The 22,814-nt window shown below is 63.3% G+C and carries 16 protein-coding genes; 7 read left to right on the plus strand and 9 right to left on the minus strand.

Annotation, left to right across the window (positions count from 1 at the left end):
* Positions 1-96: 96 nt before the first annotated feature.
* On the minus strand, positions 97-792 hold the full coding sequence (locus tag C0V82_RS24290; RefSeq protein ID WP_102114983.1) for a LuxR C-terminal-related transcriptional regulator: 696 nt from the start codon (positions 790-792) through the stop codon (positions 97-99).
* Between the two features lie 893 nt (positions 793-1,685).
* Positions 1,686-2,072 carry a Cu(I)-responsive transcriptional regulator gene (cueR, locus tag C0V82_RS24295; RefSeq protein WP_102114984.1) on the minus strand — a complete coding sequence of 129 codons (387 nt, stop codon included), beginning with the start codon at positions 2,070-2,072 and terminating at the stop codon, positions 1,686-1,688.
* A 287-nt stretch (positions 2,073-2,359) separates the two neighbouring features.
* Here cueR and C0V82_RS24300 point away from each other — a divergent pair, with 287 nt between their 5' ends.
* A complete protein-coding gene (locus C0V82_RS24300) occupies positions 2,360-4,723 on the plus strand; it encodes a Tex family protein (RefSeq protein WP_102114985.1) in 2,364 nt (787 codons plus the stop codon).
* A 63-nt stretch (positions 4,724-4,786) separates the two neighbouring features.
* Positions 4,787-5,116 (plus strand): hypothetical protein, encoded by a 330-nt coding sequence (locus C0V82_RS24305; protein WP_102114986.1) that lies wholly within the window; start codon positions 4,787-4,789, stop codon positions 5,114-5,116.
* 54 nt (positions 5,117-5,170) lie between these two features.
* On the opposite strand, the gene C0V82_RS24310 is transcribed toward C0V82_RS24305, so the two are convergent.
* The 3 genes from C0V82_RS24310 to rhmD are packed head-to-tail and all read right to left on the minus strand — an operon-like array spanning position 5,171 to position 8,001.
* Positions 5,171-5,920 (minus strand): SDR family NAD(P)-dependent oxidoreductase, encoded by a 750-nt coding sequence (locus C0V82_RS24310; protein ID WP_102114987.1) that lies wholly within the window; start codon positions 5,918-5,920, stop codon positions 5,171-5,173.
* Positions 5,917-6,780: a 2,4-didehydro-3-deoxy-L-rhamnonate hydrolase gene (locus tag C0V82_RS24315; RefSeq protein ID WP_102114988.1), complete on the minus strand. Its 864-nt coding sequence runs from the start codon at positions 6,778-6,780 to the stop codon at positions 5,917-5,919. Before C0V82_RS24315 ends, C0V82_RS24310 begins: the two co-directional genes overlap by 4 nt.
* 33 nt (positions 6,781-6,813) lie before the next feature.
* Positions 6,814-8,001 carry an L-rhamnonate dehydratase gene (gene rhmD / locus C0V82_RS24320; RefSeq protein ID WP_102114989.1) on the minus strand — a complete coding sequence of 396 codons (1,188 nt, stop codon included), beginning with the start codon at positions 7,999-8,001 and terminating at the stop codon, positions 6,814-6,816.
* Positions 8,002-8,208: 207 nt separating this feature from the next.
* Here rhmD and lra1 point away from each other — a divergent pair, with 207 nt between their 5' ends.
* Genes lra1 through C0V82_RS24340 form a run of 4 tightly spaced genes read left to right on the plus strand, consistent with a single transcriptional unit; the run spans position 8,209 to position 11,743 of the window.
* Positions 8,209-8,973 carry an L-rhamnose 1-dehydrogenase Lra1 gene (lra1, locus tag C0V82_RS24325; RefSeq protein ID WP_102114990.1) on the plus strand — a complete coding sequence of 255 codons (765 nt, stop codon included), beginning with the start codon at positions 8,209-8,211 and terminating at the stop codon, positions 8,971-8,973.
* Between the two features lie 15 nt (positions 8,974-8,988).
* A complete protein-coding gene (locus tag C0V82_RS24330; RefSeq protein WP_102114991.1) occupies positions 8,989-9,735 on the plus strand; it encodes a (Fe-S)-binding protein in 747 nt (248 codons plus the stop codon).
* Positions 9,732-11,132: a LutB/LldF family L-lactate oxidation iron-sulfur protein gene (locus C0V82_RS24335; RefSeq protein ID WP_102114992.1), complete on the plus strand. Its 1,401-nt coding sequence runs from the start codon at positions 9,732-9,734 to the stop codon at positions 11,130-11,132. Before C0V82_RS24330 ends, C0V82_RS24335 begins: the two co-directional genes overlap by 4 nt.
* Complete coding sequence (locus C0V82_RS24340; RefSeq protein ID WP_188595041.1) at positions 11,132-11,743, plus strand: LutC/YkgG family protein; 612 nt, start codon at positions 11,132-11,134, stop codon at positions 11,741-11,743. The genes C0V82_RS24335 and C0V82_RS24340 overlap by 1 nt, the downstream gene beginning before the upstream one ends.
* A gap of 48 nt (positions 11,744-11,791) precedes the next feature.
* Here C0V82_RS24340 and C0V82_RS24345 read toward each other — a convergent pair whose 3' ends face one another.
* From C0V82_RS24345 to C0V82_RS24355, 3 genes are all read right to left on the minus strand, one after another.
* Positions 11,792-13,606, minus strand: a complete 1,815-nt coding sequence (locus tag C0V82_RS24345) for an IlvD/Edd family dehydratase (RefSeq protein WP_188595040.1) — start codon at positions 13,604-13,606, stop codon at positions 11,792-11,794.
* Between the two features lie 210 nt (positions 13,607-13,816).
* Positions 13,817-14,458 carry a GntR family transcriptional regulator gene (locus C0V82_RS24350; protein ID WP_102114994.1) on the minus strand — a complete coding sequence of 214 codons (642 nt, stop codon included), beginning with the start codon at positions 14,456-14,458 and terminating at the stop codon, positions 13,817-13,819.
* 113 nt (positions 14,459-14,571) lie between these two features.
* The gene (locus C0V82_RS24355) at positions 14,572-17,775 is read right to left on the minus strand and encodes a ligand-binding sensor domain-containing diguanylate cyclase (protein WP_158660173.1); all 3,204 of its coding nucleotides are present in this window, start codon (positions 17,773-17,775) and stop codon (positions 14,572-14,574) included.
* Positions 17,776-17,872: 97 nt separating this feature from the next.
* On the opposite strand from C0V82_RS24355, the gene C0V82_RS24360 reads away from it, so the two are divergent.
* The gene (locus C0V82_RS24360) at positions 17,873-18,736 is read left to right on the plus strand and encodes a metallophosphoesterase family protein (RefSeq protein WP_102115195.1); all 864 of its coding nucleotides are present in this window, start codon (positions 17,873-17,875) and stop codon (positions 18,734-18,736) included.
* Here the strand turns inward: C0V82_RS24360 and C0V82_RS27865 are convergent.
* Positions 18,731-22,792 carry a beta strand repeat-containing protein gene (locus tag C0V82_RS27865; protein ID WP_211107953.1) on the minus strand — a complete coding sequence of 1,354 codons (4,062 nt, stop codon included), beginning with the start codon at positions 22,790-22,792 and terminating at the stop codon, positions 18,731-18,733. The genes C0V82_RS24360 and C0V82_RS27865 overlap by 6 nt on opposite strands.
* Positions 22,793-22,814: the final 22 nt, after the last annotated feature.

A 22,814-nucleotide genomic window follows, 5' to 3' on the forward strand; every position in this document is an offset into this window, starting at 1 on the left:
TATGCCACCCGACTGAATTGCAGGGGCCATATGAGAAGGGGTGCGGCGCCCCGACAGCGCGGAACGACCGCCCCCAGGGTAAATGGCGTAATCCGGTCAGGCCGAGGCCACGCCGGCCACAGCAGGGCCATCACTGTTCGCGGCCTGCGTACCTTCTGATGCGCCGAGTCCATTATTCATGGCCCAGATTGCGGCCTGGGTGCGGTTGACGGCATTGATTTTTCGTAACAGGCTTTTCAGATGGACCTTAACGGTCGCTTCCGTGATGCCCAGGTTGGCGGCAATGATCTTGTTGCTGTCGCCGTCGATCAGGCATCGCAGAATCTGCGTCTCACGCTGCGACAGGCCTTTGCGCAGGGCCGTGATCTCCGTGGCCGGCTGCGGCTGCACCTGACCCGTGACCAGAAGGTCGGCGAGATGGGTCGGGAACACCTTCTCCCCCATCATCACCAGACGCAGCGACTGGGCCAGCGCATCGGCTGACATGTCCTTCATGAGATATCCTGCGACCCCAACCTCCAGCGCCTGGGTCAGGCGTCGAGCGTCAAGCCCGCCCGTCAGGATCACCATCGGCACTGGCATCGCCTGGCGAAGCTGCGACAGCCGCGCCATGGCCGATACATCCTCACCCGGATCGACCAGGATCAAGTCAGCCGCCGTCGGTGGTTCCGCCACAAGAGCTTCTTCTATGCTGGCAAATTCCGCCGCCACATTGAACGGCACATCCAGCAGCAGGCGGCTCAGCCCCTCCCGGAACAGCTTGTTCGCGTCGATCAGAATAACGGTCTGCATATCTTGGCCCTCACTGAACGGCACCGGCCCCCATTCGGTGGGGGAATGGTCAGGCGACCTTCCGGCGACAATTTCCAACTTAATAGACTTTAGCCTTCCACGAAGGATTCCAATAGCTCTCTAAGGCCGTATTTCATGAATACTTTCGGCCTATGCCAGTAAATCTGCCCAGAAATTGTCAGAATTGGGCCGTCAGTTTGCCCTATCCGCATAACGTCATAGCCAAAATTGACAGGCAGCACCAAGACGCCCTATCGCGATTATCATCGTATTTCTGATGCAGATTTAAATCATATTAGATCGAAATTGGTTTTAATTCTGGCTAACCCTATTACCGGAACAGGGTAGGCAGCAGCATAGCCACCCATGCGCCATGCGCAATGCGAGACACACGGGATCGCATAGATGATGCTGCACCGCAGCAGAGCAGCGGCCTGACGATCCCTGTGGATGAATAGCAATTCATATTCATTTGGAAGGGTTTATCAGGGGACAACGCAGTCCCCACGGAACATCTGGGTTCCAAGCGGCACACCGATGATTGTCCACCGGTGGCACCAGAAATGGCAACAGCCCCGAAATGGGGCTGTCTTTATGCTTGCCATCGGCCCGCATTGGAGCCATATTTTGCATCGCAGCACGTTGTGCTGCTTGCCCTTATCGGGCGTTTCCTCCCTAAACTCAGGCCGCTCATGTAGCGGCCTTTCTTTTTGCCCGCTTCATGCGCCCGGAACGTACCGCTTGAAACAAGTGAAACGCGCCGGCCTGGGTGACGACTATTTCTTTCAAATCGCGCCCTGGGTCAAGCCATTTTCTTCCCAAGGCTTAAAAAAGTCTTAAGTACAGGCCATCGGACCGATATCGCCAGCCGATAGATCGCCATGCTATCGATATCACCCCGCCAATCCCTCCAGAATCGGGCAATGGGGGCGGTCATCGCCCTGGCAACGGTCGGCAAGGTCGGTCAGGCTAGCGCGCATGACCTGAAGCTCGGCGATCTTGCGGTCCAAGGTCGCGATATGGTCCAGCGCCAGCTTCTTCACCTCGCAGGACGAGCGCTCGCGGTCGCCCCATAGGCGCAGCAACGCGTCGATATCCTCCAGCGCGAAGCCCAGATCACGAGCGTGACGGATGAAGCGCAGGGAATGGATATCGGCCTCGGCATAGACCCGATAGCCGGCAACGGTGCGCAGGGCCGGCTTGATCAGGCCGATGCATTCATAATGCCGGATCATCTTGGCCGACACGCCTGTGGCCGCTGCCACCTCTCCGATATTCATCATTCCCTCCCCTGCCTGTAGCAGCCCCAGCATGGCGTAAAAAAAACCCCGTCGCCATCGGGCGCCGGGGTTTTGAAGGTGGGAACTTCTGGGAGGGAAACAACAGAAGATGTTGCTGAAGGTAGTTATATGGGTAGAGGGGTTATGGAATGGTTAATCCCGGTAACCGCGAACGCAGCTCTGCACTGCGGCAATGCATAGGTGGCACCACGACCCCTGATCGCTTCCCCACTGCCCCCACGATGCGCTATCACCCACCCCTTGTTTCTTCTTCCAAGGCCTGCTGCATGCTGTCCATCGCCCATAAGATCGCCGCCGAACTGTCCGTACGCACCGCCCAGGTGGAGGCGGCGGTGGGCCTGCTGGATGAGGGATCGACCGTTCCCTTCATCGCCCGCTACCGCAAGGAAGTAACGGGCGGGCTGGACGACACACAGCTGCGCAATCTGGAAGAACGCCTGCGTTACCTGCGGGAGATGGAGGAGCGGCGCGCCACCATTCTGGCCAGCATCAACGAACAGGGCAAGATGACGCCCGAGCTGGCCAAGCAGATCGACGAGGCCGATACCAAGACCCGGCTGGAGGACCTGTACCTTCCCTATCGCCCCAAGCGCCGCACCAAGGCGATGATCGCGCGGGAGGCCGGGCTGGAACCGCTGGCCGACCGTCTGCTGTCCACCCCCACGTGCTCGCCGGAGAATGAGGCCGCCGGCTTTGTCAGTGCGGACAAGAATGTCGCCGATGTGAAGGCGGCCCTGGAGGGGGCGCGCGCCATCCTGGTGGAACGGATGGGCGAAGATGCGACCCTGGTTGGCCGCCTGCGCGACTTTTCTCAGTCCCAGGGCCGCGTTGTGTCGGGTCTGGTGGAGGGCAAGGCCGAGGAAGGGGCCAAGTTCAGCGATTATTTCGACTTCTCCGAACCGCTGACCAAGATGCCGTCGCACCGCGCGCTGGCCCTATTCCGGGGCCGTGCCGCCGGTGTTCTGGATTTGAAGCTGGCGGTGGGCGATGAGCCGCCGGCGGGCAGCCCGCATCCGGCGGAAGGCCTGATCGCCGCCGCCTTTGGCATTCAGGACCGGGGCCGGCCCGCCGACCGCTGGCTGGCCGAATGCTGCCGCTGGGCGTGGAAGACCAAGATTTCCCTGCATATCGAACTGGACCTGATGAATGTCCTGCGCGAGAAGGCGGAGGATGAGGCCATCCATGTCTTTGGCCGCAACCTGAAGGACCTGCTGCTGGCCCCCCCCGCCGGACAGCGTTCCACCCTGGGCCTTGACCCCGGCATCCGCACCGGCGTGAAGGTGGCCGTGGTCGATGCCACGGGCAAGCTGCTGGAGACCACCACCGTTTATCCACACGAGCCGCGCAAGGATTGGCAGGGATCACTGGCCACGCTGGCCGCATTGGTCAAGCGCCATGACGTGGACCTGATCGCCATCGGCAATGGTACCGCCAGCCGGGAGACGGACAAGCTGGCCGCCGACCTGATCGCCCTGCTGCCCGATCACCGCATCACCAAGGTGATGGTGTCGGAGGCGGGCGCGTCGGTTTACTCCGCGTCGGAAGTGGCAGCTTTGGAGTTCCCCAAGCTGGACGTCAGCCTGCGCGGTGCCGTCTCTATCGCCCGGCGTTTGCAGGACCCGCTGGCCGAACTGGTGAAGATCGATCCGAAATCCATCGGCGTCGGCCAGTACCAGCATGATGTCAGCCCCGCCAAGCTGTCGCGCGCTCTGGATGCCGTGGTCGAGGATTGCGTGAACGGGGTCGGCGTTGACCTGAACACCGCGTCGGTGCCGCTGTTGGCCCGCGTGTCGGGCCTGTCGGAAACGGTCGCAAAGAATGTCATCGCGTTCCGCGATGAAAAGGGTGCCTTCCGTTCCCGCCGGCAATTGCTGGACGTGCCGCGCCTGGGGCCGAAGGCGTTTGAGCAGGCGGCAGGCTTCCTTCGCATCCGCGACGGGGAGAACCCGCTGGACGGCTCCTCGGTCCATCCGGAGGCCTATCCAGTGGTCGAACGCATCCTGAAGAAGACCGGCCGGCCGCTCGCCAAGCTGATCGGCGATGTCGGCTTCCTGCAATCGCTCGACCCCGCCGATTTCACGGATGAGAAGTTTGGCATCCCCACCGTCAGCGACATCCTGAAAGAACTGGAGAAACCGGGCCGCGACCCGCGCCCGGAATTCAAGACCGCTCAGTTCAAGGATGGTGTGGAAGAGCTGAAGGATTTGCAGTTGGGCATGGTGCTGGAAGGGGTGGTGACCAACGTCACCGCCTTCGGTGCCTTCGTCGATGTCGGCGTGCATCAGGATGGGCTGGTCCATATCAGCCAGCTTTCCCATACCTTCGTGAAGGACCCGCACAGCGTCGTGAAAGCCGGCGACATTGTGAAGGTCAAGGTCATGGAAGTGGACCTGAAGCGCAAGCGCGTGGCCCTGACCATGAAGCTGGACGAACGCCCCGCCCCCGCACGGCCCGCCGCCCCGACAGGTGACCGCCGCGATGACCGGCGCGGCCCACCGCCCTCGCGGGCACCGCAGGGCCAACAGCGTCCGCCGCAGCAGAACAACCCGCCGCCGAGGAAGCCGGCCCCGGTGGAGGACAATGCATTCGCCGCAGCGTTTGCGGCGGCCAAGGCGAAGGGCAAGCGATAACGCCGCCGACCGCCCGTAAAAAGCCGCAATCCCCCCGTCTGCTTCATCCTCGGCAGTCGGGGGATGTCCGTGCGTTACCTGTCACTTATCGGTCTGGCACTGGCCCTGACTGCTTGCGCGCAGACACCTGCGCCCGAGCCAACGGCAACCCCACCGCCACAGCCAACAAGCGTCGATAACGGCCTGGGCAGCCAGTTCGGCAATTATGAGAATTATGAGACGGGCAGCACCCACCAAAGCCCGTCCGGCCCCTGCCCGATCTATGCCTGGGACCGGCCAATCAGCGGCGGGCGGATCATCCGCTATCTTTCCGCCGCCTGCCCCGCCCCTCAACCGGGCCGCCCGGATGCGGTGCGGATCGTGGATCTGGGCCGACAGGTCATCACACTGTAAACGAAAAGGGCCGGCCCAAACCGGACCGGCCCTTTCCCCTGTCGTACATGACGATCAATAAGTCGTGCGGCCACCGGAAATGTCGAAGGTCGACGCGGTAGTGAAGCTGCACTCGGCGCTGGCCATCCAACTGATCATGGCCGCAACTTCATGCACCTCGCCCAGACGCCCCGCGGGGATCTTGGACAGCATGTAATCGACCTGGCTCTGCGGCAACTGTTCCAGGATCGGGCTTTTGAAGGTGGCGGGCGTCAGGGCGTTGACGCGGATGCCGGTCTTGGCCAGTTCCTTGCCCAGCGACTTGGTAAAACCGATCACACCCGCCTTGGATGCCGAGTAGGCAGAGGCATTGGGGTTGCCTTCCTTGCCGGCCACCGAGGAGACATTGACGATGCGGCCATAATCATTCTTCAGCATGTGCGGGATGACCGCACGGCAGCAATAAAACAGGCCGTTCAGATTGATGTCGATGACCCGACGCCAGCTATCCAGCGGGAATTCCTGCACCGGAACGGTCGCCCCCGTGATTCCGGCGCTGGCGATTAGCACATCGACACGGCCTAGCTTTGCGGCCACCGCGTCCGCTGCCGCCTGCACAGCCTCGGCATCGGTCACATCAAGCTGTACTGCATCGACGGCACCCGTCGCGGCCTTGGCATCGGCCAGGGCATCGGCATTCATGTCCCAGAGGACGACCTTGGCCCCCTCCTGCGTCAGGCGGGCTGCGACTTCCCGGCCCACGCCCGACGCGCCGCCGGTAACAATGGCGACCTGGCCCTTGAAACGGTCGGCATAGATGCTCATGCCACACCTTCCTGGGTCCAGGCGACAACGTCCTGGCGCTGCTCGCCCAGTTTTTCGATGCCCAGGCGTATGACGTCGCCGGCCTTCAGATATTTCGGCTCCGGCTTCTGGCCCAGGCCCACGCCCGGCGGGGTGCCGGTGGTGATCAGATCACCCGGTTCCAGCGTGATGAACTGGCTGATATAGGCGACCAGCTGCCGGCAGGTGAAGATCATGGTCTTGCTGCTGCCATTCTGATAGCGGTGACCGTTCACCTCCAGCCACATGGACAGGTTTTGGGGATCGCCCACCTCGTCCGACGTCACGACCCAGGGGCCGACGGGACCGAACGTGTCGCAGCCCTTGCCCTTGTCCCAGGTGCCGCCGCGTTCGATCTGGAACGCGCGTTCCGACACGTCATTGATCAGGACATATCCCGCGACATGGTCCAGCGCGTTCTCCTCGCTGACATAGCGCGCGCGGCTGCCGATGACGATGCCCAGTTCCACTTCCCAGTCGGTCTTTTCCGATCCCTTGGGGATCATCACCGGGTCATTGGGGCCGGTCAGGCAGGAGATGGCCTTGGTGAACAGCACCGGCTCCGTCGGGATGGGCAGGTTGCTTTCGGCGGCATGGTCGGCGAAGTTCAGGCCGACTGCGATGAACTTGCGCACGCCATTGATGGGCACACCATAGCGTGGGGACCCTTCGACGGCCGGCAGGCTGGCCGGGTCGATGGCGGCGATCTTGGCCAGACCGGCGGGCGACAGCACGTCCGGGGTGATGTCAGACACGATGCCGGACAGGTCGCGGATGGTGCCGGTGGCATCCATCAGGCCCGGCTTTTCCTGGCCCTTGGGGCCGTAACGCAGCAGTTTCATGATAAGTGGCTTTCGTGATCGGAAATGATTGGATTATTTGCCCTGGCCGACATAGGGGCGGTGCAGCTTGACCTCGCGGTTCAGCTCCACGCCAAAGCCGGGCTTGTCGGACAGTTTCAGCTTGCCATTGACGGGCACTGGCTCACCCAGCAGCTGCGGATGGAACATCGGCACGACCTTGTCGGCCTTGGGCGCCATCATCAGGAATTCGGCAAACGGGCTGTTATGGCGCGTGATGACAAAGTGATAGGAATAGACCGACGACCCGTGCGGAATGACCATAATGCCCCGGCTGTCGGCCATATTGGCAATCTTGGTCAGCTCGGTGACACCGCCGCACCAGCCCACATCCGGCTGGATGATGTCGCAGCAATCCATCTCCATCAGCATGCGGAAGCCCCAGCGGGTAGCCTCATGCTCGCCCGTCGTCACCAGCATGCCCGGCGGGGCCTTCTTCTTCAGTTCGGCGTAGCCCCAGTAATCGTCGGGCGACAGCGCCTCTTCGATCCATTTCAGGCCATATTCATGCGCCTTGTGGGCCAGCTTGGTGGCGTAGTTCAGGTCGAGTGCCATCCAGCAATCGAACATCAGCCAGAAATCCTCGCCCACCCGCTCGCGCATGGTGGCCAGTTCTTCGATATTCTTGCGCAGGCCTTCCTCGCCTTCCGCCGGGCCATGATGCAGGGGCATCTTGCCGCCGATAAAGCCCATTTGCTTGGCCAGATCGGGGCGCGCGCCGGTGGCATAGAAGGTCAGTTCATCGCGGACCGCACCACCCAGCAGGTGATAGACCGGTTCCTGCCGCAGCTTGCCCAGCAGGTCCCACAGGGCCAGATCGACGCCGGAAATGGCGTTCACCACCAGACCCTTGCGGCCATAATATTGCGAGCCGAAATACATCTGGTCCCAGATCTTCTCCACTTCCACCGGCGAACGGCCGATCAGAAAGCGGGAGAAATGCTTTTCCACCAGATAGCAGGCCGGCTCCCCGCCCGTGGTCACCGCGAATCCGATGGTGCCATCCGACGCCTCGATCTCCACAACCAGCGTGCCAAGCACATTGATGCCAAAGCTCTGCCTGGACTGGCGATATTCGGGATAGCGGCTCATCGGGGTGGCGATATGATCGTCGATCCAGTGGCCATCGCCCTGGTCATGATAATCGGCACCACCACCGCGCACCACATAGGCGCGGACATCGCGGATAAGAGGGAAGGCCATGGTGTTTTCACACTCCCTGAAGGGCATGCGCAGCGGGCAAGGAAAGCGCGCACGTTCTCAATTGTGGGATACAGTTTTATAAAATGGGACAACTTCTGTCAATGCGGTCCTGATACCGGTCACCCTTTCCCACTGGGGGATCAGGCTTGCGTCAGATTTTGATTTATGAGACATCATTCCGCAATATGAGATTCAAGGAGGAAAGCCATGCGTTTGTTGGAAGGCAAAACCGTGCTGATCACCGGTGCATCGCGCGGGATCGGAGCGGCTGTGGCGGTCGAATGCGCCCGGCATGGGGCCAATGTCGCCATCAACTATGCAGCCTCCCCCGCCGCTGCCGAAGATGTGGTGGCGCAGATTGAGGCGCTGGGTCAGAAGGCCATCGCCGTGAAGGGTGATGTGTCCGATCCGGCGGCGGCCCCGGAATTCGTGAAGGCAGCCGTGGCGGCCTTCGGCGGCGTCGATGTCTTCGTCTCTAACGCCGGCATCTGCCCGTTCCATGGGTTCCTGGACATGCCGGTCGATGTGGTTGACCGGACCATCAAGGTGAACCTGAACGGCGCCTATTACATGACCCAGGCCGCCGCCAACCAGATGAAGAATCAGGGCCGTGGCGGGGCGATCATCGCCATCTCCTCCATCTCCGCCCTGGTCGGCGGCGGCATGCAGACCCATTACACGCCCACCAAGGCCGGTGTGCATTCGCTGATGCAGAGCTGCGCCATCGCGCTCGGTCCCTATGGCATCCGCTGCAATTCGCTGCTGCCGGGCACCATCCTGACCGACATCAACAAGGATGATTTGGCCGATACAGCCAAGCGCACCTACATGGAAGGCCGCATCCCCCTGGGCCGCCTGGGCCAGCCGGAAGATATGGGCGGGCCGGTCGTGTTCCTGGCGTCCGATCTGGCCCGCTATGTAACGGGTGCCGCGCTGCTGGTCGATGGCGGCGCGTTTGTGAATTTGCAGTAACCGGTCCCCCACAAAATGCGCGTCTCGCTTTTCATCACCTGCATCAATGACAGCCTGTTTCCCGATACCGGCCGGGCCGTGGTGCGGGTGCTGGAGCGGCTGGGGCATCAGGTGGAGTTTCCGCTGGCCCAGACCTGCTGCGGCCAGATGCATCATAATTCCGGTTATCATGATGACGCGGTGGGCCTGGTCCGCCGCTTCGTCGATACGTTCCAAGATGCGGAAGCCATCGTGATCCCGTCCACCTCCTGCACCGCCATGGTGCGGGGGCAATATCCCTATCTGGCCCAGCATGTGGCCAAGGATGAGGGGCTGCTGCGAGCGGTGGAGGCGATGGCGCCGCGCGTCTTTGAATTCTCCGAATTCCTGACGCAGAAGCTTGGGTTGAGCGATGTCGGTGCTTATTATCCGCACCGGGTCACCTATCACAGCTCGTGCAATTCGCTCCGCTCCCTGAACCTGGGTGACGGGCCGCTGACCCTGCTGCGGCATGTGTCGGGCATCGATCTGGTGGAACTGCCCAATAACCGCGAATGCTGCGGCTTTGGTGGCACCTTTGCCGTGAAGAATGCCGAGACCAGCACCGCCATGCTGACCGACAAGATGCGCCACATCCTGTCCACCGGGGCGGAGATCTGCACCGCCGGCGACAATAGCTGTCTGATGCATATTGGCGGCGGCCTGTCGCGGCAGCGCACGGGCGTGCGTACGGTGCATCTGGCGCAGATCCTGGCCTCCACGGCGGAGGAACCCTGGGCATGAGCACCAATTTCCCCACCCGCGCCGCCGATGGACTGCGCAACACGCAGCAGCGGCGCAACCTGGCCAAGGCCACCAATACCATCCGGGGCAAGACCGCCAAGGTCACCGCCGAACTGCCGGACTGGGAAGCGCTGCGCGAGGCCGGCAAGGCCATCAAGCGGGAGGCGCATGCCAAGCTGGACCAATACCTGCTGCAACTAGAGGAAATGGTCACCAAGGCAGGCGGTCATGTTCATTGGGCCGCCGATGCGGCCGAGGCGCGAGAGATCATTGTCCGCCTGACGAGGCAAGCGGGCACCGATCAGGTCATCAAGATCAAGTCCATGACCACGGACGAGATTGAGCTGAACCCCGCCCTGGAAGAAGCCGGCATCCGCCCCTATGAAACCGATCTGGCCGATATGATCGTGCAGATGGCGAAGGAGAGGCCGTCGCATCTGCTGGTGCCCGCCATCCACAAGAACCGCGTGGAAATTCGCGATCTTTTCCGGGCGGAAATGGGGGAGCATGGCACTGGCCTGTCCGACCGTCCGCCCGACCTGACGCGCGCCGCCCGCGCCTATCTGCGCCAGAAATTCATGGAGACGAAGGTCGCCATCAGTGGCGCCAACTTCGCCGTGGCCGAGACAGGCACCGTGGGCGTTGTGGAGTCGGAGGGCAATGGCCGCATGTGCCTGACCCTGCCTCAAGTCCTGATCTCCATCATGGGCATCGAAAAGGTGCTGCCACGCTTCGATGACCTGTCGGTGTTCCTCCAGCTACTGCCCCGCGCGGCCACGGGGGAGCGGATGAACCCCTATAATTCGCTCTGGACCGGGGTGCATGCAGGCGACGGGCCATGCGAATTCCATCTGGTGCTGCTGGATAATGGCCGCAGCAAAATCCTGGCGGATGAGGTGGCGCGCGAAACGCTGCACTGCATCCGCTGTTCGCGCTGCCTGAACGTCTGTCCCGTCTATGAACGGGCAGGCGGCCATGCCTATGACAGCATGTATCAGGGACCCATCGGCGCCATCGTCACGCCGCAGCTGCGTGGCCTGGAGGAGGCAGGGAGCCTCCCCTATGCCAGCAGCCTGTGCGGCGCGTGTCATGAAGTATGCCCGGTCAAGATTAACATTCCGCAAATCCTGGTCCATCTGCGTGGCCGCGTGGTTCGCGAGGGCCATGCCGGCAAGGGAGAGGCGCTGGCCATGGGGGTCGCCGCCCGCATGTTCGGCAACCAAGGGGCCTTGGACTGGTCATTGTGGGCGGGTCGGCTGGGCCAGAAGCTGCTGATGCGGGATGGCACCCTGCCCTGGCTGCCCCCGCCCTTGTCCGGCTGGACCCTGTCGCGCGATTTCCCAGCGCTGCCGGAACAGAGCTTCCGCGACTGGTGGCAGAAGCGGGAGGACAAGTGATGAACGGTCGTGACCTGATCCTGTCGCGCGTGCGCGCCGCCATCGCCGGCAGCCCGCCACCCGTCACACCCACCCCGGCCATCAACCGCGTGTGGGAAGGCGACCGCGAAGCCATGGTGGAACGGTTCCTGGACCGGCTGCGCGATTACAATGTGGGTGTGACCCGGACCAGCGGCACTGTAGCCCCTGCCTTGGCCGGCATTCTGGCAGGCCGTGGCATTGACCGGCTGGCTGTACCGACCGACCTGCCGGCGGAATGGCGGCCAGATGGGGTGGCACTGGTACCCGATGATAATCTGCCCCATGGCGCGCTGAACGCCATTCCCGGTGCCCTGACCGGGGCGGCCTTGGCCATTGCCGAGACGGGCAGTATCGTTCTGGATGGCGGGGCGGCACAGGGACGGCGCGCCCTGACCCTGCTGCCCGATTATCACCTCTGCGTGGTACGGGCCGAACAGCTGGTCGGGCTGGTGCCTGAAGCCATCGCCGCCCTGGTGCCCAACCGCCCCATCACCTTCTGTTCTGGTCCCTCGGCCACCGCCGATATTGAGCTGGACCGGGTGGTGGGCGTGCATGGACCGCGACGGCTGGATGTCCTGTTCGTGGGTTGACACACCAATGAAGAAGGGGGCGCCTGGTTGAAGCGCCCCCCCACTTACTCAGTGATTATCCCGCGGCACCCCATAGGTCTCGGCAATGCGCTGGAACTGTGCCGCCGGTTCCAGGATGGCGCCGTCGCCCAACTGCCCCACCATGCGGCGCTGAATTTCCTGCCACGGCGTTTGCGAGGCCGGATAGCGATAGCCACCCGCCGCCGCCAGTGCCCGCTGACGCTCCGCGATCTCCGCATCCGGGATCAGGATATCGGCCCGGCCCTTGCGCAGGTCGATCCGCACCCGGTCGCCGCTGCGCAGGATGGCCAGATTGCCGCCTGCTGCCGCCTCTGGTGAGGCATTCAGGATGGAGGGCGAGCCTGAAGTGCCCGACTGCCGCCCGTCGCCGATGCAAGGCAGGACGCTGACGCCCTGTTTGATCAGATAGGCAGGGGGCCGCATGTTCACCACTTCTGCCGCCCCTGGATAACCGATAGGGCCGGCCCCGCGCATCACCAGGATGTCGTTGGGGCCAATATCCAGGGCGGGATCATCGATGCGGTGATGATAATCCTCCGGCCCGTCGAACACGAAGGCACGGCCTTCGAACGCCTCGGGATCGGCGGGGTTTGACAGATAGCGCTCCCGGAATTCCGCGCTGATCACCGAGGTCTTGACGATGGCATTGTCGAACAGGCTGCCGCGCAACAAGATGAAACCGGCCTCGGGCTTCAGCGGATTGTCGAAGGTGCGGATAACCTCCGGCATTTCGATCTCGCGGCCCCGGCAATTATCCCCGATGGTGCGGCCATTGACGGTCATGGCATCTTCGCGAATCAGGCCCTGGCCCATCAGCTGATTGACCACGGCGGGCACGCCGCCGGCATGGTGATAATCCTCGCCCAGATACTCCCCCGCCGGCTGAAGGTTCACCAGCAGCGGGATTTTATGGCCATAGGTCTGCCAGTCATCAAGCGACAGTTCCACGCCCATATGCCGCGCGATAGCGGCCAGATGGATGGGGGCGTTTGTGGACCCGCCGATGGCCGAATTCACGACGATGGCGTTCAGGAAGGCATCGCGCGTCATGATGTCGGACGGCTTCAGGTCCTCCTCCACCATGCCCACGATGCGCTTGCCCGTCTCGTACGCCACCTGCTGGCGTTCGCGATAGGGGGCGGGAATGGCGGCGGAGCCGGGCAATTGCATGCCCAGCGCTTCGGCCAGCGAATTCATGGTGGTCGCCGTGCCCATCGTGTTGCAATAGCCCGTGGACGGGGCAGAGGAGGCAACCAGATCGATGAAACCCTTATAATCGATCTCACCCGCCGCCATCATCTGGCGCGCCTTCCAGACGATGGTACCCGATCCCGTGCGCTCCCCCTTGTGCCAGCCATTCAGCATGGGGCCGACCGACAGGGCGATGGCTGGAATATTCACGGTCGCGGCGGCCATCAGCATGGCCGGCGTGGTCTTGTCGCAACCGATGGTCAGCACCACCCCGTCCAGCGGGTAGCCGTATAGCAGCTCCACCAGCCCCAGATAGGCGAGGTTGCGGTCAAGGCCCGCCGTCGGGCGCTTGCCCGTCTCCTGAATCGGATGAACGGGGAATTCGATGGCGATACCGCCCGCAGTGCGGATGCCTTCCCGGATACGTTCCGCCAGCACCACATGGTGGCGGTTGCACGGGGACAGATCCGATCCTGTCTGGGCGATACCGATAATGGGCTTGCCCGACTGCAATTCCTCCCGGCTCAACCCGAAATTCAGATAGCGCTCCAGATAGAGCGCCGTCATGTCGGCATTGGCGGGGTTGTTGAACCATTCCTGCGACCGCAGGCGGCGGGGTGACATGCCCTGCGCGACCTGATCCTTGGCCATAACCTATTCTCCCTGGAACCACCGGCACACGTCCTGACGAACGTCCCGACTGTTTTCGGATAGCACGTCTTTTACTAGATTTCCATTATTATATTATAAATACGGAGACATGATTACATGATGACCGTGACAGGCCGGCGCAAATCCGATTGGCAATGATGTTGTGAAAAGCGCGCTGGCGGAACAAGGCACGCTGCTGCCGCGACTCCGTCAAACCCCGAACTGGACGTGCAGATCGTCCAGCGTGCTGCGGATATGGTCGGCCACCAGACGATCCACCCGTTCCGCATCCATGGATATCCAGGCCTCCAGAATGGCCCGGTGTTCAAGCCGTGCCCGATCCTCCCGCCCCTTCGGCTCCAGATGCAGGCGGACATAGCGTTCCGACAGGATGTGAAGCCGTTTCAGCAACTGATAGGTCACGGGGCCCCCCGGCTTGATCAGTGACAGATGGAACAGGCGGTTCTGGGTGACGTGATCGGCACCGTCGCGGTCCTGATCCAGTTCCAGTGCCGCCAGGGCCGCACAGGCCGCCGCATGATGGTCCGGTGTCGCACGACGCGCGCCATCCACCACGGCGCCGGGTTCCAGTTTCAGGCGCAACGCGAAAACTTCCGCTGCCTCCGCCTTGGTCAAAGGGCGCACCACGTAGCCACGATTGGGATAGGAGATCAGCAGCCCATCCTGTTCCAGACGGCCCAGAGCCTCCCGCAAGGGGATCTTGCTGACGCCCAGCTCCGTTGCGATCACGTCCTGGCGTAGCGGCGTGCCAGCAGGGATGGCGCCGCACAATATCTTGCGGCGCACCGCCTCATAGGTCTGGTCCGACAGGGTTCTGACAATGATGCTCATCGCGGCGCCGGGACAGGAGACAGGGAAATCATCATACTTATACCAGTGACGGGAAGGTCCGTGCGCGAGAAGAATGCACGTACCAGGAAAAGATGAGCGAGCCTGTACACGCTTTACTGATGGGCGGACAATGGCGTCGGCTGCTGGCCCCGCCCGCTGTCGCGGTCACCAAAGACCACACGGTTGCGGCCCGCCTGTTTGGCGCGGTAAAGCGCGGCATCGACCCGGCCCGTCAGACGGGCCAGATCATTGTCCTGGGGGCCATATTGGGCACCGCCGACACTGGCTGTCAGGCCGATGACACTGCCCTCATGCTCCACGGGCTTGGCCGCCACCATCTCCCGGATACGTTCGGCCACGACGCGGGCTTCGGCCTCATCCGTTTCGGGCAGCAGCACGGCCAGTTCCTCCCCGCCATAGCGGGCAACGATATCAGTGGTCCGTACCGATGCCAGCACGCGCTGCGCCGCCGCGCGCAGGGCGGCGTCCCCGGCATTGTGGCCGAACGTGTCATTCACCAGCTTGAAATGATCCAGATCCACGAGCAGCAGGCTGAACGGACGTCCATAACGCTGCGCACGGTCGATCTCCGCCAGACCGGCCTCGTCAAACCGGCGACGGTTCAGAAGGCCGGTCAGGGCGTCGGTGGACGCCAGGCGCTCCAGTTCGGCATTGGCATCGACCAGATCCTGCGTGCGTTGCGCCACCAGCCGTTCCAACCAGCGCCGCTGCCGCCGCAAGGCCGCCGTCCGGGCCTGGATCACCAGCCCCAGCAGGGCCAGCACGGCCACCACGGCCCCTATCCGCGCCAATCCCGTCTGGTACCAGGACGGCAGCACGGTGATGGCAACGGTGCGCGTGGCACTGCCCCAGACCCCTTCCTTGTTGGTGGCGCGCAGACGCAGCGTATAGCTGCCGGGCGGCAGGTTGGTGTAGGTGGCAAGCCGGCCCAGCGCATCCACCTCCACCCAGCCCTTGTCGAACCCATCCAGCGTATAGCTGTAGCGCAGACTGCCGGGACCGGCATAATCCAGGGCCGCAAAGCCGACGGTCAGCGTCTGGGCCCCTGCCGGGAGGTTGATGGCCGCCTGCGACGGCTTGGCCACCTTGGCGGCACCGATGGCCGTCTCCATCGGCGCCAGGGCCGTGAGGTTCAGGGCGGCAGCAGGGATCGGTTCGTTGTCGATACGAACCTCCGTCACCACAAGAGGCGGCTGATAGTCCCATCCGCGCAGGGCGGCGGGCCGCACGACCGTCAACCCCTCCCTTCCGCCGAACAGCAGCGCGCCTCCTTGCAGCCGCGCGGCAGAGCCGACCCATGTCCCCCGCACACCCAGACCGTCATCCCAGCCGACGGCGGTGATGGCGCGGGTGTCAGGATCGATGCGGGCCAGACCATCCTCCGTGCTGACCCAGATCTGTCCGGCATCGTCCATGACCATGGCCTGCACGCTATCGCCGGGCAGGCCATGGCGCTGTGACAGGGTGGTGAAGCGGTATCGTTCATCCGACAGGTCGCTGCCCAGTACACTGACCCCGCCGCCCAGCGTGCCCACCCAAAGGCGCCCCTGCCGGTCGTAAATCAGGCCGGTAATGTAGTTATGGGCCAACGAGGACCAGTCCCAGGACCGGTTCTGTACCCGGCGGATATGGCCGGTACGCGGATCGATCAGGTGCAGGCCGCGATGGGTCCCGGCCCAGATGCGACCGTCTGGTGCGGTTGCCAACACGCGCACCCGGTCATCGGCCAGAGTGGTGGCGTCATCCGGATCATGGCGGAAATGGGTGACCGCACCGCTGCGCGGATCAAACCGGACCAGCCCATCGGTCGCCAGCCACAATTCACCGTCACGCACCAGGATGGCGTGGATGGGCGACCCGGCAAGGGTCCCAGGCAGGTCGACCTGCCGCACCTGACCCGTCGCCCGCGAATAACGCGCCAGCCCCAACTGCGTGCCGATCCAGACGGTATCCGTCCCCTCCTCAGCCATGGACAGGACATTGGCGCGCGGTAATCCCTGTCCCGGCGCACCACCGGGCGGCAGGCGAACACGGTCGCCCTTGGCCGGATCGAGAATATCGATGCCTTTGGACTCGAACCCCAGCCAAACCTTGCCATCACTGGCCGCCAGGATGGAGCGGACCTGCGGCTCACTGGGGCTGTCGGGGTGCGAGGGGGAGGAGAAGATAGACAGAATGCCCTGATTGGCAGGGTTGTGCACATTCACGCCCCCACCCCAGGTCGCCACCCAGATCAGGCCGGACCGGTCCCGCAGCATGGCGCGCACGGCATCGCTGCTGATGCTGGCCAGCACGGCGGGATCATGATGGATGGACCGCAGCACCCCGGTATCCAGGTCCAGCTCCAGAAGCCCGCCGGGATCGGTGGCGATCCAGATACGGTCACGGACATCGCCATCGATACGCAGATCCTGGATGGCCCGGACCTGCGGACGGTCGGCGATACGCCCATCGGCACGGGCCATGTCATAGGATTGTGAGATGCCTGTTTCCAGATCGTGACAGACGACGATGCCGCCGCGCGTGCCGATCCAGACACGACCGCGCGCATCCTCGAACAAGGTAGTGATGGAGGCATCAGGCGGGATGCTGGGCAGTGACAGCACATCATGCGCATCCTCGAACGCGCTGTGTCCCTGACGACGCAGGGCCAGCCCCCGGTCGGTCGCCACCCAGAGGGTGCCCTGCCGGTCGAACAACAGATCCAGCACGACATTACCCGGCAGGCCACCGGACCCGCCGCCATCCTGTATCTTGTAATTCTCCGCCGCCCCGGTATCAGCATCCAGCCGGGCCAGGCCGGAGCGCAACGCCACCCAGATATTACCTTCCCGGTCTTCCGCGAAGCGGTAGGCCGTGGGGTGGGCCAACCCGCCCGGACCCGCCGGATAGCGGGCAAAGCTCTCCGTTTCCGGAATGAACCGGGCGACACCGCCATTATTGGTGCCCACCCACAAGCGCCCCCGCTGATCCACATGCAGCGCGTTGACATAGCCGTCGGGTAGAGAGGATGGATCACGGCTGTCCGGCTGAAACACCCGGAAGCGGTAGCCGTCGAAACGGGTCAGACCGACCGGTGTGCCAACCCAGATGAAGCCGGCGCGATCCTGTGCAATGGCTGTGACAATGTCGCTGGGCAGGCCGGCACCACGACCGATGCGCTCAAAAAGCACCTCGGCCCTGTCATTCCAGTAGCTGTCGCCATGTAAGCCGGGGACAGGGTCAGCCGCCTTTACGCTGCCAACCCCAAACAGGATGCAGAGGAACAGCACGGCAAGCCTGTGGAACCGACGCATGGCCGGCATCCAGCCGTGTGTTGGCCCAACCGCATTGCCCAAACCGCTCCTCCGCCTCAAATTGAACAGAGATTACCATTTCCAGACGGAATTCACCATGCGGCTTCAGGTTGCGGACGGGACAACGGGAAATCCGTCGCGTCTATGGGCCATCAGCGATCTGCATCTGTCCATGTCCGCCAACCGGGCCGGGATCGAGGCTTTGCCCGACCATGGTGAGGATTGGCTGATCCTGGCCGGCGACGTGGCGGAGAAGCCGGACGATCTGGCCTGGGCCTTCGAACTCCTGTCCCGCTGCTTCGCCCGCCTGATCTGGGTTCCCGGCAATCACGAACTCTGGACGATCAAGGGACCGGACGGCGCGGTTCTGGCGGGAGAGGCCAAGTATCGGGCCATGGTGGATGTGGCCCGCACGCACGGTGTCGTCACACCGGAGGACCCCTATCCCGTCTGGGAAGGGGTCGGCGGGCCGGTGCTGCTGGCCCCGATTTTCTTAGGTTTCGACTACTCGTTCCGACCGCCGGAGATAAAGCTGGAAACCGTGCTGGAATGGGCATGGGAAAAGCGGCTGCGCAGTGCCGATGAGACGCGCCTGTTGCCCACCCCCTATCCGACGCGCCAGGACTGGTGCGCCGCGCGCGTCGCCTGGACACAGGCCCGGCTGGAACGGGAGGTGCCGGCGGGCATGCGAACCGTGCTGATCAACCATTATCCGCTGCGCCAGGATCTGGTGACCCTGCGCCGCATCCCGCGCTTCAGCCCCTGGTGCGGGACCGTTGCGACCGAGAATTGGCACCAGCGTTTCAACGCGCTGGCCTGCATCCACGGCCATCTGCACGTTCCCGCCACCCACTGGCGCGACGGCGTGCGGTTCGAGGAAGTGTCCCTGGGCTATCCACGGCAATGGCAGCCCCATGGCCGCGGGCCCGACCGGGCCCTGCGGCTGGTTCTGCCTTTATAACCAGAGACCGGTATCGGCGGCCGCAATGACCCGCCCCTCCGCCATGCCGAACTGGATATAGTGCAGCAGCGGGGAGGCCCCGGCGGCAGCCACATCCATATGGGTCGACAGATAGGTGGAGGTATCGAACCAGGCCGATGGGTCCCGCCCTTCCCGCCAGCCATAAGTCAGGTAATGGGTCAGCGCGCTGTCGATGGCGCCCGTCCTTACCGCTGCGGCAACATCGGGATTCTGGGTCAGATACCAGCTGGGGCTGAACAAGGCCCCAAATTCCCGACCCTCGCGCTGACCATAGCGGATGAAATGCTCCAGCCCGTCGGCATAACCGCCGGCACTGACCGCCGCCGCGACATCGGGATTGTGCGATAGATAATAGGTTTCGTCATACAGCCCCAGGGGCAGACTGGTTGACGGGAACCCGGCCCGGCCCTCCGCCTTGCCATACTGCATGTAATGCTGAAGGCCGGAACGGTACCCACCTGTCTGCACAGCGGCGGCCACATCCGGGTTGGTCGAGAGATAGTAACTTTCGCTGAACAGCCCGCCATCATAGTCGCGGTCAGCCGAGGCCGCCCGAAACTCCGCCCGGCCATATTGCAGGAAATGCTGATAGGCGCTGCGTAGCGACCCCGCCTGCACCGCCGAGGCGACGTCGGGATTATGCGCCAGATAGAAGGCGCTGTCGAAGGTGGCGTTGGTCAGGCGTCCTTCCGACTGACCGGAGAGGGCGTAATGGGCGGCACCACTGCTGAACTGACCGGTCCGCACGGCGGCCGCAACGTCGGGATTGGCGGCAAGATATGCCGCTTCACTGAAACCGGTGACGCTGCCCGTATTCGCCTGAACACCCTGCGCACCGCTCAGCAGCACGACACGGTCGGTGAAGCGCAGGGCCTCCACACTGCTCAGCAGATCGATACCCAGGGCGCCCGTCTTGTCCGCCACCGAAATTCGGCCATCGGACAAAGTGGTAATGACGGCATTGGCGAAAATCGTGTCGAACCGAGCAACATCGAAACCGTCGCCACCAAACAGCTGGTCACCGCCAGCCCCACCAACGAGCCGGTCATCACCGATGCCGCCGCTTATCGTGTCATTGCCAGCATCGCCGTAGAGCAGGTCGTTGCCGCCAAGGCTGCCCACGAAGTCATCGCCGCCGCCACCGCGCAAGGTGTCGTCGTCGGCACCCAGCGTGAAGCTTTGCGCATTACTATCGCCAACCACAAAGTTGGAGCCGCTGCCACCCGTGACGGTAACCGCACCGGTGATGACCGCGAAATCAACATTGTCGACCTGCAACTTGGATCCAGCCGGCAGGTTGCTGGCATTGATGATCAACGCTTCCTGGGTGGTGGAGCTACTGCCGCCGGTAATAACAATCGGTGTGCTGGAAAGGGCCGAGCTGGACTGAACCGGCGTCAGCGTACGGACAACCAGGGCCGTGCCACTGGAGGCCGCGTTGGCAAAATCCGTGACAGAGCCCAGGACCACGCTGTCGCCACTCGCCGTGGTGCCGGACAGACCGCTGGTCAGCGTGGATGCCGCCTGGGTGGAGGATACAGGAGTGGACCGCCCGGATGCGGTCAGGGACACGCCTACTGGCAAGGTTACCGCCAGGACCGTTTCTGCACTTCCGCCAGTGCCGCTGGTGACCAGCGGCACATTGCTGGGCGTATTAGTGCCACTGCCCGACACCGGGGTAATGGTGGTGGTTGTCGTCGCCTGACCACTGCTGTCGGTCCCCGTCTGTGTGGACACCGAAGAACCACCGATGATCACAGGCGGCGAGGTTGGCGGCGACACGGGCGGGGATACAGGCGGGGAAACCGGGGGCGATACCGGCGGTGACACAGGCGGCGAGACGGGCGGGGACACTGGCGGGGAAACGGGTGGCGACACTGGCGGTGAAACCGGTGGAGAAACGGGCGGGGACACAGGTGGCGAGACCGGCGGAGACGTCACCGTGATAGAGAAATTGGCACTGCTGACATTGCTGGCGCTGTCGGCTGCCTGCACGGTGATGCTGGAAGTGCCCGCCGTCAGGGCCGAAGCATCGGCAACGGTGACGATGCCCGTGGAACTGTTGATGGCAAACGCGCTGCCCGGATTGGTGGTCAGGCTGTAGCTGATGCTGCCAACCGCATCGGTGGCAGCGGCGGTGATGCCGACAGCGGTGCCATTGCTGGCGCTGGTGGAGACGCTGTTGGCCGTGCTGTCACTATCCGTCGGGGTGGTCGGCGCGGTTGCGTCAGCTGTCACGGTGACGGTGATCTCGTCGCTGTCGCTGGCACTGGCCAGGTCCGTGCTGACAATGCTGATCGTGCCAGATCCCGCCGATGTGCCCTTGAAGGACAGGTTGCCCAGCGCCGTATTCACCTGCGAAACAGACCCCGAAATGGTCAGGGAGGACGTGCCGGACCCGGTGATGGTTCCTGTACCCCCGCTGGCCGACAGGTTGCCGTTGGAAGCGGAAAGCTGCACCGTCAGCGTATCACCGCTATCGTTATCGGTGACACTGACGGCGTTTCCACCTGTCAAGGCTTTGGACTGACCATTCTCCACACTGATGCTGCCGGGCACGGAATTGACCGGTGTGGTATTGGCCGGCGCTGCGATGGTGACGGCAAAGCTGTCGGCATCGGTCAGGCTGCCATCGCTGCTGCTGACACTGATGGTGGCGGTACCGGTCGTGCTACCCGTCAGGGTCAGACCGGCCATGGTATTAGACACATCGGTCGGCGTGCCGCTGATGGTAATGGTGGCGGTGCCGGAATTGCTGACACTCGCCGAACCGCTGGCCGCGGCGGCCAACGTGCCATTGCTGGTACCGATCGTCGTGGTGACACTGGTGCCGTTGTCAGTGACCGACAAGGCGTTTCCGCCGGTAAAGCCAAAAGCCTGACCCTTGGTAGCACCCGTGACGGTCGTACCCGGCACGGTGTTGACAGGGGCGGTATTGGTCGGGGCCGTCACGGAATAGGAGATGGTGCTGCTGGCGGTGCCACCCTGCCCATCACTTGTGGACATGGTAATGGTCGCTACGCCCGGATCGGTGCCCGTGAAGGTCAGCGTATCGATGGCGCTGTTCAGGTCGGTCTGATTGGCGCCGCTGAACGTTACGGAGCTGTCGGAATTCTTCGTGTAGGTGACGCTGCCTTTCGAGGCATTGCTGCCCGCCAGGGTGCCGGCGCTGGTGGTGAAGGTCACCGTCAAGGTGTTGGTACTGTCGGCGTCGCTGACCGACACATTGGTCACGGTGGTGGCCACATCTTCCGTCGCCGACTGGGTTGTGCCCGGTACGGAATTGACGGGGTTATTGTTGATGGCCGCCGCCGCCGTGACATTGACACTGATCGTGTCACTGTCACTGCCGCCCAAGCCGTCGCTGGTCGCCACGCTGATGCTGGTGGTTCCGGCACTGGTCGGCGTGAAACTCACGGCCGCCAGCGCGGTATTCACGGCGCTGACCGACCCGGTCAGGGTCAGGCTGCCGGTACCGGACCCGGTGCCGCTGCTGGAGGTGAAGGTGCCGCCACTGCTGGTCAGCGTCACAGTCATGGTGGAGACGCTGCTGTCGCTGACGCTGATCAGGTTGGCATCCGCCAGATTGACCGCCGTCCCGGCGGTGGCATTGATGCTGCTGGGCACACTGTTCAGGGGGGCGGCATTGGCCACGACAGTGACGTTGAAACTGTCGGCATCCGACAGACTGCCGCTATCAGTCGTCGTGACAGAGATGGTCGCTGTGCCAACCGCCGAACCGGTATATTTCAGCGTCTGAAGTACGGCGTTCAGATTGCTGACCACGGTGCCGGTATTGGCCGTCAGGGTCAGGGTCTGATCGCTGTTGGAGGGCGTCACCGTGACATTGGCATTGCCCGTCGCTGACAGGGTCCCGCTGGACGCCGTCAGGACGATTGTCATGGAATTGTCCTGGGTGCTGTCAGCGATGCTGACACCCGTGATGGACAGGGCCGCCCCTTGTGTGGCGGAAAGGACAGTGCCGGGCACCGTGTTGACCGGGGAAACGTTCTGTTCGGGAGGAACCAGGGCCATGTCTTGCTTCCGTTCGGGGAGA

Origin of the sequence: Niveispirillum cyanobacteriorum (genome assembly GCF_002868735.1) — a bacterium.
GTDB classification, from domain to species: domain Bacteria; phylum Pseudomonadota; class Alphaproteobacteria; order Azospirillales; family Azospirillaceae; genus Niveispirillum; species Niveispirillum cyanobacteriorum.